The organism is Porphyrobacter sp. AAP82, assembly GCF_000331285.1.
In the GTDB taxonomy this organism is placed as follows: domain Bacteria; phylum Pseudomonadota; class Alphaproteobacteria; order Sphingomonadales; family Sphingomonadaceae; genus Erythrobacter.
In genome coordinates this window covers 74,821-90,175 of sequence record NZ_ANFX01000016.1, presented here as the reverse complement: position 1 = coordinate 90,175, position 15,355 = coordinate 74,821, and the positions used below count along the sequence as shown (strand labels likewise).

Here is a 15,355-nt window from a genome sequence, read left to right as displayed (position 1 = left end):
GGGGTGGAACTGTTCGACCAGTTGCGCGGGATCATCGGCATCGCGGTGCTGATCGGGATCGCCTGGGCTTTCAGCGAGAACCGCAAGGCACTGCCCGGCTGGCGCTGGATGCTGGGTGCGCTCTTGATGCAGGGCCTGCTCGCGGTCGTGATCGTGCGCGTGCCGATCGTGTGGGCGGCGGTCGGCCTCGTCAACAATGCCGTGAGCGCGGTCGAGGCGGCGACGCTCAAGGGATCGGCTTACATGTTCGGCTATCTCGGCGGGGCGGAACTGCCCTTCGCGCTGAAGCCGGGCGCGCAGCCGCCGCTTGTCATCGCCTTCCAGATCCTGCCGCTGGTGATCGTCTTTTCCGCGCTCTCCGCTCTGCTGTGGCACTGGGGGGTGCTGCGCTGGATGGTCAACGGCCTCGGCTTCCTGCTGCGCCGTTCCTTGGGGGTGTCGGGGCCGGTGGGTCTGGCAGGCGGCGCGGCGCTGTTCCTCGGCGTGGTCGAGACGCCGCTCGTCACCCGCGCCTATTTCGCCCGGGTCAGCCGGTCCGAGCTGTTCCAGCTGATGGTGCTGGCGATGGCGACGATCAGCGGCGCGCTGCTGGTGCTCTATGCGACGACCTTGCGCAATGTCGTGCCCGATGCGGTGGGTCACATGATCGCCGCCTCGCTGGTCTCGATCCCGGCAGCCCTGCTCGCCGCGCGCCTGATCGTCCCGCCCGGCCCCGATGATGCCGCGACCGACGTCGATGCCGCCGACCCGGGCCTGCGGTACGAGAGCAGTATCGATGCGATCATGCGCGGCACGGCAGACGGGCTCCAGCTGTTCCTCAGCGTCATCGCAGTGATCATCACGGTCTTCGCGCTCGTCGCGCTGGTCGACGGGATGCTCGCAGCGCTCCCCGCCATCGAGGGCGCGCCGCTGACCCTGAAGCGCCTGCTCGGCTGGGCCGCCGCGCCGCTGATGTGGCTGATCGGCGTCCCCTGGGACGAGGCGCAGGCGGCGGGCGGCCTGATGGGCACCAAGGCGGTGCTCAACGAATATGTCGCCTATCTCGAACTTGCCGCGCTGCCTGCCGGAACCTTGGGCGCGAGGGCGAGCCTGATCGTCACCTATGCGCTGTGCGGCGTTGCCAACCTCGCGAGCGTCGGCCTCTTGGTCACGACCATCGGCACGCTTGCCCCCGAACGCCGTGCCGAGGCGGCGGGGCTGGGGATGAAGAGCTGGCTTGCGGGCAATATCGCCAGCGCCTTGACGGGCGCGTGGATCGGGCTGGTGACGTGGGGGTGAGGGGATGCTCGACGCCAGACTCCGCCCGCTGATCGACCCGCCATTGAACGCCGTCGGACGCGTGCTGTCGGGCGCGGGGATCACCGCCAATGCGCTGACCTTTGCCGGCCTTGCCGTGGGCCTCGGCGGGGCGGCCGCCATCGCCCTTGGGCACATCGGCTGGGGCCTCGCGCTGATCTGCGCCAACCGCCTCCTTGACGGGCTCGACGGGGCGGTGGCGCGCGCTCGGGGGCCTTCCGACCTCGGCGGCTATTTCGATATTGTTGCCGACTTCGCGTTCTACGTGAGCATACCGCTCGGCTTCGGCATCCTTGCCCCCGCCAACACGCTGCCGGCGCTGGTGCTGGTCGCCAGCTTCGTGCTCACCGGGGTCAGCTTCCTCGCCTTCGCGGTGATCGCGGCCACGCGCGGTGCGACGACCGAGGCGCACGGCAAGAAGAGCTTTTTCTATTCGACGGGCTTGGCCGAGGGGGGCGAGACCATCGCCGTATTCATCGCCATGTGCCTGTGGCCGGCAGGGTTCGCCGCCATCGCCTATGGCTATGCGGGACTCTGCGTCCTCACCGTGTTCCAGAGGAGCGCGATGGCCGCGGGTGCGTTCCGGAATTAACGCGCCGCTGTCCCCAGCAGCGTCTCGGTGCGGGCGCGCAGGTCGTTGATGCGCGCGGTGTTGGCGCCCAGATCGCTCACGCCCACGCGGCTGACCGAGCGGAAGTCGATCTGCGCCTCGCCGACCCGGGCGACGACATCGTCCTTGAACCCGAACCAGAAGCTCTGCGCCACGCCTTCGACCGTGCCCGCGGCGGCATCCTGGCGGATGTCCTGAAGCCCCATCGCCTCCATCGCCGCAGCCACCGCCGCCACGCCCTGTTCGCGGGTCGCGCCGCCCAGCGGCAGCGGGGCGGGGCGATCGGACCTGGCGGTGATGATCTGCGCGTAGGACTTGACCGCAAGCTCCTTGGAAGCGCGCGCCTTGTAAGGTTCAAGCTCGCCGAGCGGGGTCTGGTAATCGCTCACCGGATTGGCCTTGGCCGCCGCGCGCTCGGCCAGCGTCTCGGCCGAGAAGACCGGCGGGTTGGCGGTATCGGTGGCGATGTCGTGGATCGGGTTTTCTGCGCCCTTGCCGCCGACCGTTCCGACAAACACCGCCGCAGCGCCCACCGCCACGAGGCCCGCGCCCGCCACTGCCAGCGGGACCAGCCGGCGCGGCTTGCTGCGGATTGCCAGCACCAGCGCGACCAGCGCCGCAAGGCCCAGCACGACCAGCAGGATCAGCCCTGCCGTCAGCGTCAGCGTCATCAGCCCGAACTTCCAGTCCCACACCCCGAAACGGGTGCCGAGCGCTGCGATCACGAACCACACGGGCACGATCACGAGAAGGGCGAGGGTGAGCTTGGTCGATCTGGGCAAACGGGTCATGGGCCGCGAGCATAGCGGGCCGCGCGCGCATGGCAATGCCCGGCACGGCTGCCCTCAAGGGCGGTGCGGATCGCCCGCAATGCAGCCTGCCGCACGGCCCGCCGGAACCGCCTGCGATCGTCATGCGTTATGGCTATGCGGACCTGTGGAGAGGGGCGCGTGCGATGCGTGAAGTCCCGCTTTTCTTGCCCGAGAATCTGGAGTAAGGCCCGCGAGGATGCGGGAGGAACAAGTTGTTCAGAGGACAAACGACTATGAAGCGTAATTTCCTGATGGGCGCAGCTGCGCTGGCAGCACTCGCCACTCTTTCGGCTTGCGGTGGCAAGAAGGAAGAAGAAGCTGCTGCTCCGGCGGCGCCCGAAGCGGCCGCTCCGGCCGAAACGGCTGCCGCCACTCCGGCTGCGGCTGCTGCCGATACCGGCGCGAAGCTCGAATATGCCAGCTACACGGGCGATGCCGCCGCCGGCGAAAAGGTCTTCGCCGCGTGCCGCACCTGCCACGTCTTCGATGACGGCGTGAACCGCGTCGGCCCGTCGCTGCACAAGATCGTTGGCCGCAAGTCGGGCTCGGTCGCCGGCTTCGCCTATTCGGACGCCAACAAGAACAGCGGCATCACCTGGACGCCGCAGGTTCTGTTCGAATACCTCAAGGACCCGAAGGCCTATGTCCCGGGCACCAAGATGAACTTCCCGGGCGTCAAGGACGACCAGAAGCGCGCCGACCTGGTCGCCTATCTGGAAGCCCAGTCCAAGTAAGACGGGCGCCTCAGGGCCAAGAAAAACGGGCGGTGCAGCATGGCTGCGCCGCCCTTTTTCGTGGGTTTTCGGGGTGTGGTCAGGCTGCGGCGAGCAGCCTTTCGTCGACCGGGCAGTGGCGCGCGAGGTAATCCTCGTGGCGCGGCAGGCTGCCCACCGCGCGCGCGGTAAGGGTCTTCACATTGGCGAGGAATTCGGCGAGTTGCGCGTCGCTCACCTGGTCGGCCATCGGGTCGTAATCCGCCGGCATCACCCCTTGCCCCAGCATCACCTGCATCCAGCTCGCATCGCGGAACAGATCGTCCACATCGCGGCCCACGCGGCCCGATGCGGCGAACAGCGCGATCTTGTGGGTGAGGCTGTCGGGCACCTCCATGTGCTTGCAATAGCGCCAGAACTCCGTGTCCTCGCGCGCGGTCTGGTGGTAGTGGAGGATCAGGAAATCGCGGATCTGCGCGAACTCCTCCTCGCAGCGGCGGTTGTATTCGGCGCGCATCGCTGCCGGATCACCCTCGCGCGGGAAGAGCTGGATGAGCCGGCTGACATGCGACTGGATGAGGTGGATCGAGGTGGATTCGAGCGGTTCGAGGAACCCGCTGGCAAGGCCGATCGCAGCGCAGTTATGCGCCCAGAAGGCATGGCGGCGGCCGGTGGTGAAGCGGATCGGACGCGGATCGCCAAGCGGCCTGGTGTCGAGCCCCGCCATCAGCGTGTCTGCCGCCGCCTCGTCGCTGGTGAAGCCGCTCGAATAGACGTGGCCATTGCCGGTGCGGTGCTGGAGCGGGATGCGCCACTGCCAGCCTGCCTCCTTCGCGGTCGCGCGGGTATAGGGCACGAGGGTCTCGAGCCGCTCCGAGGGAACCGCCAGCGCGCGGTTGCAGGGGAGCCACTTCGACCAGTCCTCGTAACCCACCCCCAGCGTCTCGCCCAGCAGCAGCGCGCGAAAGCCGGTGCAGTCGATGAAGAAATCGCCGGTGACCTCCTTGCCGCCCTTCAGCGTGATCGCGCGGATATCGCCGCTTGTCCCGTCGCGCCGGACGGTCTCGACGATCCCCTCGGTGCGGGTGACGCCGCGCCCTTCGGCATAGGCGCGCAGGAACAGGGCATAGCGGCTCGCATCGAAATGGTAGGCATAGGCAAGGCCGGTCATGCTGGTGTTGCCGACCCGGTCGAGCTTGCCGAAGCGCGCCGCCGAGGCCGCCATCTGGTGGAGCGAATAGTCCCACAGGCCCTTGGGTTCGGGCGCGCTGCCGGCGCTGCGCCGCCAGTAGTGGTGGAAGGCGACATTGCCGAGGCTCATGCCGGTATCGCCGAAGGTGTGGAGGTAGCGGCTGCCCTTGGCGCCCCAGTCGACGAACTCGATCCCGAGCTTGAAGGTGCCCGATGTGGCGCTGAGAAAGGCGTTCTCGTCGAGGCCGAGGATGGCGTTCAAGCGGATGATCTGCGGGATCGTCGCCTCGCCGACGCCGACCGTGCCGATCGCCTCGCTCTCGACCAGTTCGATGGCGAGGCGCCCCCCCAGCAGCCGCGCGAAGGCCGCCGCGGTGATCCACCCGGCGGTCCCCCCGCCGACGATCACCAGCTTGTTCACCTGTGGCCTTTCCATGTCTGTCATCCCCTGATGCGCCGCTCAGCCCGGGGCCGGGCGGAAGAAGGCGTTGATCGTCAGCCGCCCCTCGCGGGGGTCGGCGCGCAAGGGGGCGTCGTTGTCGATCACCCCGCTGTGCAGCAGGTTGCCGCGATAGAACACCGCGCGGTTGAAGCGCCCCTCGGCAATGTGGATGCGCTCGAAATGCGGCGCGCCGTCGGTGGGGTAGGCGGCCGCGGGGAGCCCGGTGCGGCCGTAATCGGCCTGCACCGCGGCGGCATAGCGCGGGTAGGTCTCGGCGGTCAGCGCGGCAAGGCCGGTCGAACGGTGGCGGAAGAAGGCGGTGCCGCCCGCCTGCCCGGCACCGGGCCCGGTGCGCTTGAGGTAGAGCATCATCGCGATCTGCTGCGGGTCGGTGCCGTCGACATGGGGCAGGCACTGCATCGGGGCGAGGTGCGCGGGCGGGGTGGTGACCAGCGAATACCACGCCTGCATCGCCCAGGGCCGCCCCTCAGGATTGCCGAACCACATATCGAGCAGCGGGCCGAGGACCCGCAGCCATGCGCGGCACACCTGCGGATCAAGCGCCGCGCGAACTCCCGGATATTGCGGCGTGATTTTTGCAAATTTTTGCAAAACTGCTTGCGAGATGGCGTGTGCGGGGTCGACGAGAAAATTGTCGATGCCGATAAGACGCTGATCTCGTTCTGGAAATTCCACGTCCTGCCAGTTTGCAGGGGCAATTCCCCAGCGTGCAGGGGAGTCGGGTCCGGGCGAGACGGGCTGGCTGGCCATGCACGGGAGCCTAACAAACTCGCCGCCCGGCTCCAAGCCCTGCAAACAAGTTCATGAAATCGCTTGAAAAGGACCGTTATCCCCGGCCTTGGGCGGCGCGTGGCGGCCGTTCGTCGAGGGGGGATCGCCATGCTGCACCGCGGCATCCGGAAAAACTGTGACAATCGCGCAACATTGATGCCGATGATAGCGTTATCATCGGCCCGATTGACCCCCACATTCTCAAGCAAGCACATGAACAAGAACGAAAACATAAGATTTTCGGGGTCTCTGCAAAAGCCTGCCATTTGGCGATTTACCTGAGGTTCAGGTTCGGCTATGAAAAAATCTGCAAAGCGCCGCCGAACGGTGCTTGCGGGAGGGGACTTCTGATGAAAATGAACGGGATCAATGCAAGCGCGCGCCTGCTGTGCGGGGCCGCGACCTTTCTGGCGCTCGCCGTCACCGGTGCGCCGGTCATGGCTCAGGACGCACCGGCCGAAGAACAGGCTGCCGTCGACGAGGAAGGCGATGCGATCGTCGTCACCGGTATCCGCGGGTCGATCCAGTCCTCGCTCGATGCCAAGAAGAATTCGACCTCGATCGTCGAAGTGATCGCGGCCGAAGACATCGGCCTCCTGCCCGACCTGTCGATCGCCGATACCCTCGCGCGTCTGCCCGGCGTCACCGCCCAGCGCGTGCGCGGCCGTTCGCAGCAGGTCTCGATCCGCGGCCTCGGCCCGGACTTCAGCCTCGCGCTCCTCAACGGCCGCGAAGTTGTCTCGGCGGGCAACAACCGCGGGATCGAATTCGACCAGTTCCCCTCGGAACTGATCGGCCAGGGCATCGTCTACAAGACCGGCGATGCGCAGCTCGCCGCGATCGGCATCGCCGGCGCGGTCGACCTGCGCACCATCAAGCCGCTCGATTCCAAGAAGCGCCAGATCACCGCTTCGGCGACCTACACCATCAACGACAGCGGCAAGCTCAACCCCGATTTCGCGGCTGACGGCTACCGCTTCTTCGGCAGCTACATCGACCAGAACGAAGCGGGCACCGTGGGCTGGGCGCTGGGCGTCACCGTCCAGTCGAACCCGACCCAGTTCATCAGCCGCGAGCTGAAGACCAACCAGTTCCAGATCGGCCGCACCGCGCAGGGCGTCATCTACCCCGCCGACAACCCGCGCCAGGGCGTCGTCAGCCGCTCGTTCGAGCGCACCTCGCTGGCCGGCACCCTCCAGTTCGAGCCCACCGACAGCTTCTCGCTGACGGTTGACGGCTTCTTCACCGACACCAGCGACAGCGGCATCTTCCGCGGCACCGAAACCCCGATCGCCTCGTGGAGCGGCGCGACCTTCGGCGGCGCGACCGGCAGCGGGCCCTTTGCCGACAGCGCCACCTACAACGCGGTCGTGCCGATCCTGCGCACCGACACCGAAGGCGCGGAAAGCCAGATCTTCGCGGTCGGCGCGAACATGGAATGGAAGGCGACCGACAACCTCGGCTTCGTGCTCGACTACGGCTATTCGACGCTCGATCGCAACGACATCGACTACGAAAGCTACGCCGGCACCGGCCGCGCCCGCAGCGGCGCGCAGGACCGCCTGACCTTCACCTTCCCGAGCGACGGCCAGTACACCATCGCCAGCCAGCTCGATTACACCAACCCCGCCAACGTCCTGCTCACCGATCCGGGCGGGTGGGGCCAGGTCGGCTTCATCAAGCAGCCGCAGATCAATGACGAGCTGCACCAGCTGCGCGCCGAAACCTACTGGGAGTTCGACGGTGGCCTTCTCGACAAGATCACCGTGGGCTGGCTCTATACCGACCGCAGCAAGGACTTCGATTCGAACGAATCCTTCCTGCGTCCCACCGCAGCCTTCGGCAACGGCCTTGCCGTGCCGGCCGGTGCGATCGTCGGGGCCACCAACACCAAAAGCCTGGGCATGGACATCCTTGCCTATGACCCTGCAAGCTTCCTGACCGACGGCACCTACCGCGTCGAGAAGGCGACCTTCGACACCCAGTGGGTCGTCGAGGAGCGGGTCCACAACTTCTACATCCAGGCCGACATCGACGGCGATCTCGGATCGGTGCCGGTGCGCGGCAATATCGGTCTGCGCTATGCCGACACCAAGCAGGGTTCGACCGGCACCATCGCCGGCGGCACCAACGCGGTCGACCACAGCTTCAGCAACTGGCTGCCGAGCGCCAACCTCAGCTTCGAGGTGATGGAAGACACCTTCATCCGTGTCGCTTTTGCCCAGACCATCACCCGCGCGCGGCTCGACCAGATGACGGCGAACCAGAACATCGGGTTCAACGCGCTGAGCTGTGTCGACACCAACAACGACCAGCGCCCCGACCGGGTGATCGCCTTCAATCCGCCGTCGGTGGTCTGCTTCAACCTCGGCGGCGGCAACCCGCAGCTCGAGCCCTACAAGTCGACCTCCTACGACATCAGCCTCGAGAAGTACTTCTCGCCCGGCAGCGCGATCATCGTCGCAGCGTTCTACAAGGACCTGTCGGACTGGGTCATCGACTTCAGCGAGCTGAAGGACCTCACCCAGTCGATCCAGAACTTCGGCGCGGGCGGCATCCTTGCCACCGATCCGCGGGTTGCGGTCGGCATCTTCAACGGTCCGGTCAACTTCGCTGACGGTTCGATCACCGGGATCGAAGGCACGGTGCGCGTGAACTTCGGCGATGTCTCCGAAACCCTCGACGGCTTCGGCGGCTTTGCCAGCATCACCTATGCCGATGCCGAGGTGCAGAACCAGAACTTCAACCCGATCTCTATTCCGGGCTATTCGGATGTCACCTGGTCGGGCGACATCTTCTACGAAAAGTACGGCTTCCGCGCCAAGCTCGCCGCGCGCTACCGTTCGGGCTTCCTGTCGGAAGTGCAGAACTTCGACGGTTCGCTCTCGGGTGCGCAGGCGCAGCCCGAAACGATCCTCGACGCGCAGATTGGCTACACCTTCAGCAAGGAAGGCAGTGTCCTCAACGGGGTGCAGGTGCTGGCCGAAGTGTTCAACCTGACCAACGAGCCGTTCGTGACCGAGAACGCCCTGTTCAATGCCGGCGGGCAGCAGATCGGGACCTTCCCGAGCCGTCACGAGCTTTACGGGCGGACCTTCAACTTCACGATCCGCAAGACCTTCTGATCGCTGCGGCCTGAGGGTCGCACCGGGGCAAGGCAGGGGCTCGCCAGCGATGGCGGGCCCCTTTTGCGTTGGAACAGGACGCGGCACACGGGGGCCGAGGCAGCGCTTTCCTACAGGGTGCCGGATGTGCCAGACACGAAAGGATGACCTGCGCATCGCCCCTGTCTGTGACCCCGCTCGCAAGCGCCATCGCGGGGGCGGGATTTCCGCCCCAGGACAGTGTCTCATGTGTCTCCTACACGCGCAGGCGACGGGCAGGGGGAAGCGCCGCCGGCGGGCGTCCTCAGGCCGCCAGCGTCGGGGCGGCGCAGTGGCGGGCGATGAACTCGCCGTGTGACGGCATGGCGGCCACCGCCTCGTCCATCGCGCTGCGGATCTGGGCCAAGCGCTCGGCCACGGGCACGCCCGGCCGCAGCTGCGCCAGCGCGGGGGCGCGCCCGGGCACGATGCCCTGGCCGAGATACACCGCGATCCAGCTGGGGTTGGCGAACAGCTCGTGGCTCTCGGCGACGAGCATGCCGTGGGACCGGAAGTGGTCGATCTTGTACTGCAAGGTGTCGGGGATCGGCATGGCGGCGCAGTAGCGCCACAGCTCGCTGTCGTCGCGGGTGGTTGCCTTGTAGTGGAGGATCAGGAAGTCGCGGATCAGCTCGTACTCGCGCGTCGTCTGGGCGTTGTACTCGCGGGCGAGCAGCGGCGACATGGCGGCGTCGGGCAGGAGCGCGATGAGGCGCAGGATGCCGTACTGGATGAGGTGGAGGCTGGTCGATTCGAGCGGCTCCATGAACCCGGCGGCCAGTCCGATGGCGACGCAGTTGCGCTTCCAGAACTCCCGGCGCTTGCCGGTGACGAAGCGCAAGGGGCGCGGGTCGGCGAGCGCCTTGCCGTCGAGGTTGGCGAGCAGGGTGGCAGCGGCCTCGTCCTCGGAGATGAACTGGCTGCAATGGACATAGCCGTTGCCGGTGCGGTGCTGGAGCGGGATGCGCCACTGCCACCCGGCCTCCCTGGCGGTGGAGCGGGTGAAGGGGGTGAACTCCCCCCGCTCGCAGGGCACCGCGACGGCGCGGTCGCAGGGGAGCCAGGCCTGCCAGTTGTCGTAGCCTGCCTCGAGCGCCTCCTCGATCAAGAGGCCGCGGAAGCCCGAGCAGTCGACGAACAGCTCACCCGTGACGCGTGCGCCGTTGTCGAGGGTGACCGCCTCGATGAAGCCGTCCGCGCCCCTCAGGGTGACATCGACGACCTTGCCCTCGATCCGCGTCACCCCGCGGGCCTCGGCATAGCGCCTGAGGAAGGCGGCGTAGAGCCCGGCATCGAAGTGGTAGGCGTAGTCGAAGGTCGACTGGATGAGACGGCGGTCGGGCGAGGGATGGCTGAACTTGCCGGCCTTCGCCATCGCCCAGCACATCGAGAAGTCGTCGATCGGGCCCGGCGCGCGGCCTTCGAGATGCTCGGCCATCCAGTGGTGGTAGAAGGGCACGGTGTCGAACTCGGCACCGTACTGGCCGAAGGGGTGGAAGTAGCGGTGGTCCTTGCGGCCCCAATCGACGAACTCGATGCCGAGCTTGTAAGACCCTTGCGTCTCGCGCACGAAGGTCGCCTCGTCGATGCCGAGGCGCTGGTTGAAGTGGCGGATCGGAGGGATGGTGGCCTCGCCCACGCCGACCGTGCCGATCGCCTCGCTCTCGATGAGGGTGATCGCGCAAGCCCCGCCCACGGCCTGCGACAGTGCAGCCGCCGTCATCCACCCGGCGCTGCCGCCGCCGACGATGGTGATCGACTTGAGGGGGGCAGGGCTTGCCGTCATCCGCCGCAGCTCTCGCGGATCAACAGGCTCGTCTCGAGCCGCTGCGAGATCGCCGGGCCATCGCCCTTGTCGATCAGCTTGGAGACCAGCATGCGCCCTGCAAGGTTGGCGTCCTGGTCGATGGTGGTGAGCTGCGGGGTGACGAGGCGCGCGGCGGGGATGTTGTCATATCCCACCACCGACACGTCCTCTGGCACCCGCATCCCGGAGCGGGTCAGCGCGCGGATCGCGCCGATGGCGATGAGGTCGGAGGCGGCGAAGATCGCATCGAACCTCAGGCCGCGGGCCAGCGCGCTCCGCACCGCTGCCTCGGCGGAGTGGACCTCGAAGTGGGCAGGGACGATCAGATCGTCGTCAAAGGCGATGCCGGCCTGTTCCAGCGCCTGCTTGTATCCGCGCAGGCGCTGTTCGGCCTCGGGCGCCTCGCTGTCGCCGAGGAAGGCGATGCGGCGCCGTCCGAGCCGGGCAAGGTGCGAGGTGGCGCGGCGGCCGCCTGCAAGGTTGTCCGATCCGATCACGCAATACTGCGCGTCCGGGAACTCCGCACCCCACACCACGAAGCGGTTGTCGCGCGCGGCGAGGGCGTTGAACTCGTGATGGAGCGAGGACTGGCCGATGAAGATCACCCCGGTCGCGCGGCTCGTGCTCATCGCGTAGTCGAGATCGCCGGTGGCGCGGGGGGCGAGGTGGCTGATGATGAGGTCCGCGTTGCGCTCGCGCGCGGCTTCGGCGATGCCGGCGAGGAGTTCGAGGAAGAAGGGGTCCGACACCCGCCCGTCACGGCCCTGCGGGGCGGGGACGACCACGGCAAGGGTCGCATCGGCGCCGATCGGCCCGCTCGGCATGCTCGCGCGGAACTCGTAATCATGGGCGCGGGCGATCTGCCAGATCTGCTGCTTGGTGCGCCGCTTGACCGAAGGGCTGTCGTTCAGCGCGCGGCTGACGGTCGAGATCGAGACCCCCGCCTCGCGCGCGATGTCCTCGAGCGTGGCGCTGCGCCGCGCGGCAGGCGAGGGCGGGAGGTCGGCCATCAGCTCCCCTGCACGCGTGCCCAGTAGCCGGTGCCGGGCGCCAGGGCTTCGGGGACGGCGCCGCCGCCCACATCGCTTTCGGTGGCGATCAGGCCGAGCGCGCCGAGACCCTCGGGCGCGCTCCAGTGTCCCGGCGTCTCGCCGAGGTTGAAGACGCACAGCACGCTGCCCTCGGCATCCTCGCGCACGAAGGCGAGGATGTCCGCGGGGGAATCGAGCAGCGTGATCGTCCCGCGCGCCAGCGCCGGATGCGCGCGCCGCGCGGCGAGCAGGCGCTGCGCATAGGCAAGCGTCGAGGCCGGGTCGGCGGCCTGCTTGTCGACCGCAAAGCCGGTATGGACCGGATCGAGCTTCAGCCAGGTGCGGTTGGCGCTCGAAAAGCCCGCCTGCGGCGCGCTCGCCGCCCACGGCATCGGGGTGCGCGCGCCATCGCGGCCGAGAGTGTGCGGCCAGTTGACGATCGCCTCGGGGTCCTGAAGGTCCTCGAAGGCGACCTCGCCCTGCGGCAGGCCCAGCTCCTCGCCCTGGTAGATGATCGGATTGCCGCGCAAGGCCAGCAGCACCAGCAGGTTCAATCGCGCCATGCGGCCCATGTCGCCGTCGAGCGTCCAGCGGGTCACCGCGCGCGGGGCATCGTGGTTCGAGAAGGCCCAGCTCGGCCAGCCCTCGCCCTCCTCGCCGCTCCACTGCAAGAGGCTGGCGCGCACCAGGGCTGCGGTGAGGCGCGGGGCGTAGAGGAAATCGAAGTTGTAGGCGGAATCGAGCCGCTTGCCGCCGGCGGTGAAGGCCTTCATCTCGGCGAGCGGCTCAGGCCCGCCGACTTCGGCGACGGTGAAGCGGCCCGGGAACTCGTCCAATGTCTGCCGGATGCGTTCAAGGAAGGCGACGATATCGGGGTGCGACTGGTTGTAGCGCTTGATCTGCATGTCGAAGGGCCGGGTCACCTGCTCCATCGGCGTGCCCGAGGGCGGATTGTCGCGCAGCTCGGGATCATGCATCGAGAAGTTGAGCGCATCGAGCCGGAACCCGTCCACGCCCCGTGCCAGCCAGAACCGCGCAACATCGAGCAGCGCGTTCTGCACATCGGGGTTGTGGACGTTGAGGTCCGGCTGCGAGGTCAGGAAGTTGTGCAGGTAGTACTGCTTGCGCGGTCCATCCCATTGCCATGCCGATCCGCCGAACACCGATTGCCAGTTCGACGGCGGCGATCCGCAGGGCTTGGGATCGGCCCAGACATACCAGTCGGCCTTGGGGTTGGTGCGATCCTGCCGGCTCTCCTGGAACCACGCGTGTTCATCCGAGGTGTGCGAATAGACCTGGTCGATGATCACCTTCAGGCCGAGGGCGTGCGCCTTCTCGATGATCCGGTCGAAATCGGCGAAGGTGCCGAAGCTCGGATCGATCCCGCAGTAATCGGCCACGTCATAGCCGAAGTCCTTCATCGGCGAGGTGAAGAACGGGCTGATCCAGATGCCGTCGACGCCGAGGCCGGCGATGTAATCGAGGCCGTCGGCAATGCCGGCAAGGTCGCCGATCCCGTCACCGTTGGTGTCACGGAACGAGCGCGGATAGATCTGGTAGATGACCGCGCCGCGCCACCATGCGAGCATGCCGGTGGTCGCGGGGGCAATTTCGGCAAGAGCGGTTGCCATTACTTGTCGGTCTCCAGAATGCAGGCGGCAAAGCCGAAGGCGGGCAGGGTGACCTTTGCCGAGCCTGGCGCGGCGAGCGCGGCGGGGCAGGGGCCGACCAGCGGCGAAATGCCGCGGGCCGCGTAGCTGACCTCGATGGTTTGCGAAAGTGGCCTTTCGCCGGAGTTGAACACCGCCAGCACGCGCTGGCCGCTGGCCGGATCGTGGCGCTCGACCGCAAGCAGGCCGGGGCCGGTTTCGGTGAAGGCGCGCACCTTCGAAAGGCCGCGGCGCAGCGCCGGGCTGGCGGTGCGCGCGGCCGAAAGCTCCGCAATCAGGCGGTAGAGCGGATGGGAAGGGTCGAAATTGTCCTCGGCGGTGGTGGCATCGGTGCCGATCAGGTCATTGTCGTTGTAGACCGCGACACTGGAAGGGAACATGTCCTCGCGCGCCAGCTGGTCGTTGCCATCGGAAATGAAGCCCTGCTCGTCCCCGTAATAGACCGTCGGCACCCCGCGCAGCAGGAACATCATCGCATGGCCGAGCTTGACGCGGGCGAGCAGCCTGCCCTCGTCCCGCGACCCGCTCATCTGCGCGACGAACATCGAAAAGCGCCCGAAATCGTGGTTGCCGAGGAAGGTGGGCAGGCCCAGCGCGGTCTTCGCACCCCCGGGGTAGATCGCGTCCTGATCGAGGAATTCGGCCATCAGCCGCGGCCCCGCCTTGCCGGATGCGACCAGTTGCGCGGCCTTGGCAAAGCCCATGTCGAGCGCATAGGGCAGGTGGCTCTGCGCCATCACCTGTGCGGCGATGGTGGCGGTGGGTTCCTCGTAGGCGATCTCGCCGAAGATGTGGAAGTGCTTGATCCCCTTGGCATGGGCACGCGCGAGGATCGCCGGGGTGAAGGCCTGCCAGAACTCGGGGTTCACGTGCTTGGCGGTGTCGATGCGGTAGCCGTCGATCCCGTAATCGTCGATCCATGCCCCGAAGATGTCGATCATGCCTTGGACGACGCGCGGGTTCTCGGTAGCGAGATCGTCCAATCCCGAAAAGTCGCCGTAGAGGCTGCTCTCGCCCACCCAATGCGAATTGCCGCGGTTGTGGTAGAGCGTCACGTCGTTGAGCCAGGCGGGGACTTTCACGTCCTTCTCGGCCTCGCGCACCACGGGGGTGTAGGCAAAGGCCGGGTCGGTGAGTTTGGCCCAGTTGGCAGGATCGGGATTGTCGTCGCCCGAAAAGCCCTCGTTGATCGGCTTGCCGCCTATACCGCCGGCTCTCGAGAAGGGATACTCGCCCTTGCTGCGGTAATCGTATTTGCCGCCCGCATAGTCGATCACGTCGGCGGTGTGGTTGATGATGATGTCCATGTAGACCTTCATCCCGCGTGCATGGCCGGCATCGACGAAGGCCTTGAACTCGGCATTGGTGCCGAAATGCGGATCGACCTGGGTGAAATCGGTCACCCAGTAGCCGTGATAGCCCGCGCTCTCCTGCCCGGGCATGCCCTGCACCGGCTTGTTCTTGAAGATCGGCGCGAACCAGATCGCGGTGACGCCCATACCCTGGATGTAGTCGAGCTTGGCGGTCAGACCCTTGAGGTCGCCGCCGTGGTAGAAGCCCTTGTGGGCGGGATCAAAGCCATGCTGGAACGGCCCGCCCTTGAGGCTGCCCCGGTTGTTGTTCGGGTCGCCATCGGCGAAGCGGTCGGGCAGGACGAAATAGATGATCTCGTCCTCGAGCCCGCGCTCGGCGATCGGGGGTGCGGCAGGGGGCTGCGCGGCTGTGGCCTGGGCCGCGAGCGGCGCTCCAGTGATCGCGGTGCCCGCCCACAGCACAGCCGCCGCCTTCGCGAAGATTCGCCTCATAACCCAACTCCCTCCGGAGCGGCTTGTGACAGCTTAGGAAGGT

At 67.2% G+C, this 15,355-nt stretch carries 11 protein-coding genes; 4 read left to right on the top strand and 7 right to left on the bottom strand.

Annotated elements, in window-relative coordinates; genetic code table 11:
* Positions 1–3: 3 nt before the first annotated feature.
* Positions 4–1,278, top strand: coding sequence for a NupC/NupG family nucleoside CNT transporter (locus tag D620_RS0105305; protein ID WP_017664755.1), 1,275 nt, complete (start codon positions 4–6; stop codon positions 1,276–1,278).
* Positions 1,279–1,282: 4 nt separating this feature from the next.
* Entirely contained in the window at positions 1,283–1,888 is a 606-nt protein-coding gene (locus tag D620_RS0105300) for a CDP-alcohol phosphatidyltransferase family protein (RefSeq protein ID WP_017664754.1), read from the top strand.
* Here D620_RS0105300 and D620_RS0105295 read toward each other — a convergent pair.
* Complete coding sequence (locus D620_RS0105295; RefSeq protein ID WP_017664753.1) at positions 1,885–2,697, bottom strand: DUF1499 domain-containing protein; 813 nt, start codon at positions 2,695–2,697, stop codon at positions 1,885–1,887. The two genes, D620_RS0105300 and D620_RS0105295, sit on opposite strands and share 4 nt — an antisense overlap.
* A 254-nt stretch (positions 2,698–2,951) precedes the next feature.
* On the opposite strand from D620_RS0105295, the gene D620_RS0105285 reads away from it, so the two are divergent.
* Positions 2,952–3,452 carry a c-type cytochrome gene (locus D620_RS0105285; protein ID WP_155800029.1) on the top strand — a complete coding sequence of 167 codons (501 nt, stop codon included), beginning with the start codon at positions 2,952–2,954 and terminating at the stop codon, positions 3,450–3,452.
* Between the two features lie 79 nt (positions 3,453–3,531).
* Here the strand turns inward: D620_RS0105285 and D620_RS0105280 are convergent, their stop codons facing one another.
* Positions 3,532–5,067 carry a tryptophan halogenase family protein gene (locus D620_RS0105280; RefSeq protein WP_017664750.1) on the bottom strand — a complete coding sequence of 512 codons (1,536 nt, stop codon included), beginning with the start codon at positions 5,065–5,067 and terminating at the stop codon, positions 3,532–3,534.
* 15 nt (positions 5,068–5,082) lie between these two features.
* Positions 5,083–5,760: a DUF6445 family protein gene (locus D620_RS0105275; protein WP_017664749.1), complete on the bottom strand. Its 678-nt coding sequence runs from the start codon at positions 5,758–5,760 to the stop codon at positions 5,083–5,085.
* A 452-nt stretch (positions 5,761–6,212) separates the two neighbouring features.
* Here D620_RS0105275 and D620_RS0105270 point away from each other — a divergent pair, with 452 nt between their 5' ends.
* Positions 6,213–8,981, top strand: a complete 2,769-nt coding sequence (locus D620_RS0105270) for a TonB-dependent receptor (protein ID WP_017664748.1) — start codon at positions 6,213–6,215, stop codon at positions 8,979–8,981.
* Positions 8,982–9,264: 283 nt separating this feature from the next.
* Here D620_RS0105270 and D620_RS0105265 read toward each other — a convergent pair whose 3' ends face one another.
* The 4 genes from D620_RS0105265 to D620_RS0105250 are packed head-to-tail and all read right to left on the bottom strand — an operon-like array spanning position 9,265 to position 15,312.
* Complete coding sequence (locus D620_RS0105265; RefSeq protein ID WP_017664747.1) at positions 9,265–10,785, bottom strand: tryptophan halogenase family protein; 1,521 nt, start codon at positions 10,783–10,785, stop codon at positions 9,265–9,267.
* Complete coding sequence (locus tag D620_RS0105260) at positions 10,782–11,816, bottom strand: LacI family DNA-binding transcriptional regulator (protein ID WP_017664746.1); 1,035 nt, start codon at positions 11,814–11,816, stop codon at positions 10,782–10,784. The genes D620_RS0105265 and D620_RS0105260 overlap by 4 nt, the downstream gene beginning before the upstream one ends.
* On the bottom strand, positions 11,816–13,468 hold the full coding sequence (locus tag D620_RS0105255) for an alpha-amylase family glycosyl hydrolase (RefSeq protein ID WP_017664745.1): 1,653 nt from the start codon (positions 13,466–13,468) through the stop codon (positions 11,816–11,818). Before D620_RS0105255 ends, D620_RS0105260 begins: the two co-directional genes overlap by 1 nt.
* Positions 13,468–15,312, bottom strand: coding sequence for an alpha-amylase family glycosyl hydrolase (locus D620_RS0105250; protein ID WP_017664744.1), 1,845 nt, complete (start codon positions 15,310–15,312; stop codon positions 13,468–13,470). The genes D620_RS0105255 and D620_RS0105250 overlap by 1 nt, the downstream gene beginning before the upstream one ends.
* Positions 15,313–15,355: the final 43 nt, after the last annotated feature.

Excerpts from the sequence above, each read along its gene's own strand:
- D620_RS0105285 (WP_155800029.1), top strand. The coding sequence starts at position 2,952 with ATGAAGCGTAATTTCCTGATGGGCGCAGCTGCGCTGGCAGCACTCGCC.
- D620_RS0105255 (WP_017664745.1), bottom strand. The coding sequence starts at position 13,468 with ATGGCAACCGCTCTTGCCGAAATTGCCCCCGCGACCACCGGCATGCTC.
- D620_RS0105270 (WP_017664748.1), top strand. The coding sequence starts at position 6,213 with ATGAACGGGATCAATGCAAGCGCGCGCCTGCTGTGCGGGGCCGCGACC.
- D620_RS0105250 (WP_017664744.1), bottom strand. The coding sequence starts at position 15,312 with ATGAGGCGAATCTTCGCGAAGGCGGCGGCTGTGCTGTGGGCGGGCACC.
- D620_RS0105280 (WP_017664750.1), bottom strand. The coding sequence starts at position 5,067 with ATGACAGACATGGAAAGGCCACAGGTGAACAAGCTGGTGATCGTCGGC.
- D620_RS0105295 (WP_017664753.1), bottom strand. The coding sequence starts at position 2,697 with ATGACCCGTTTGCCCAGATCGACCAAGCTCACCCTCGCCCTTCTCGTG.
- D620_RS0105300 (WP_017664754.1), top strand. The coding sequence starts at position 1,283 with ATGCTCGACGCCAGACTCCGCCCGCTGATCGACCCGCCATTGAACGCC.
- D620_RS0105260 (WP_017664746.1), bottom strand. The coding sequence starts at position 11,816 with ATGGCCGACCTCCCGCCCTCGCCTGCCGCGCGGCGCAGCGCCACGCTC.
- D620_RS0105265 (WP_017664747.1), bottom strand. The coding sequence starts at position 10,785 with ATGACGGCAAGCCCTGCCCCCCTCAAGTCGATCACCATCGTCGGCGGC.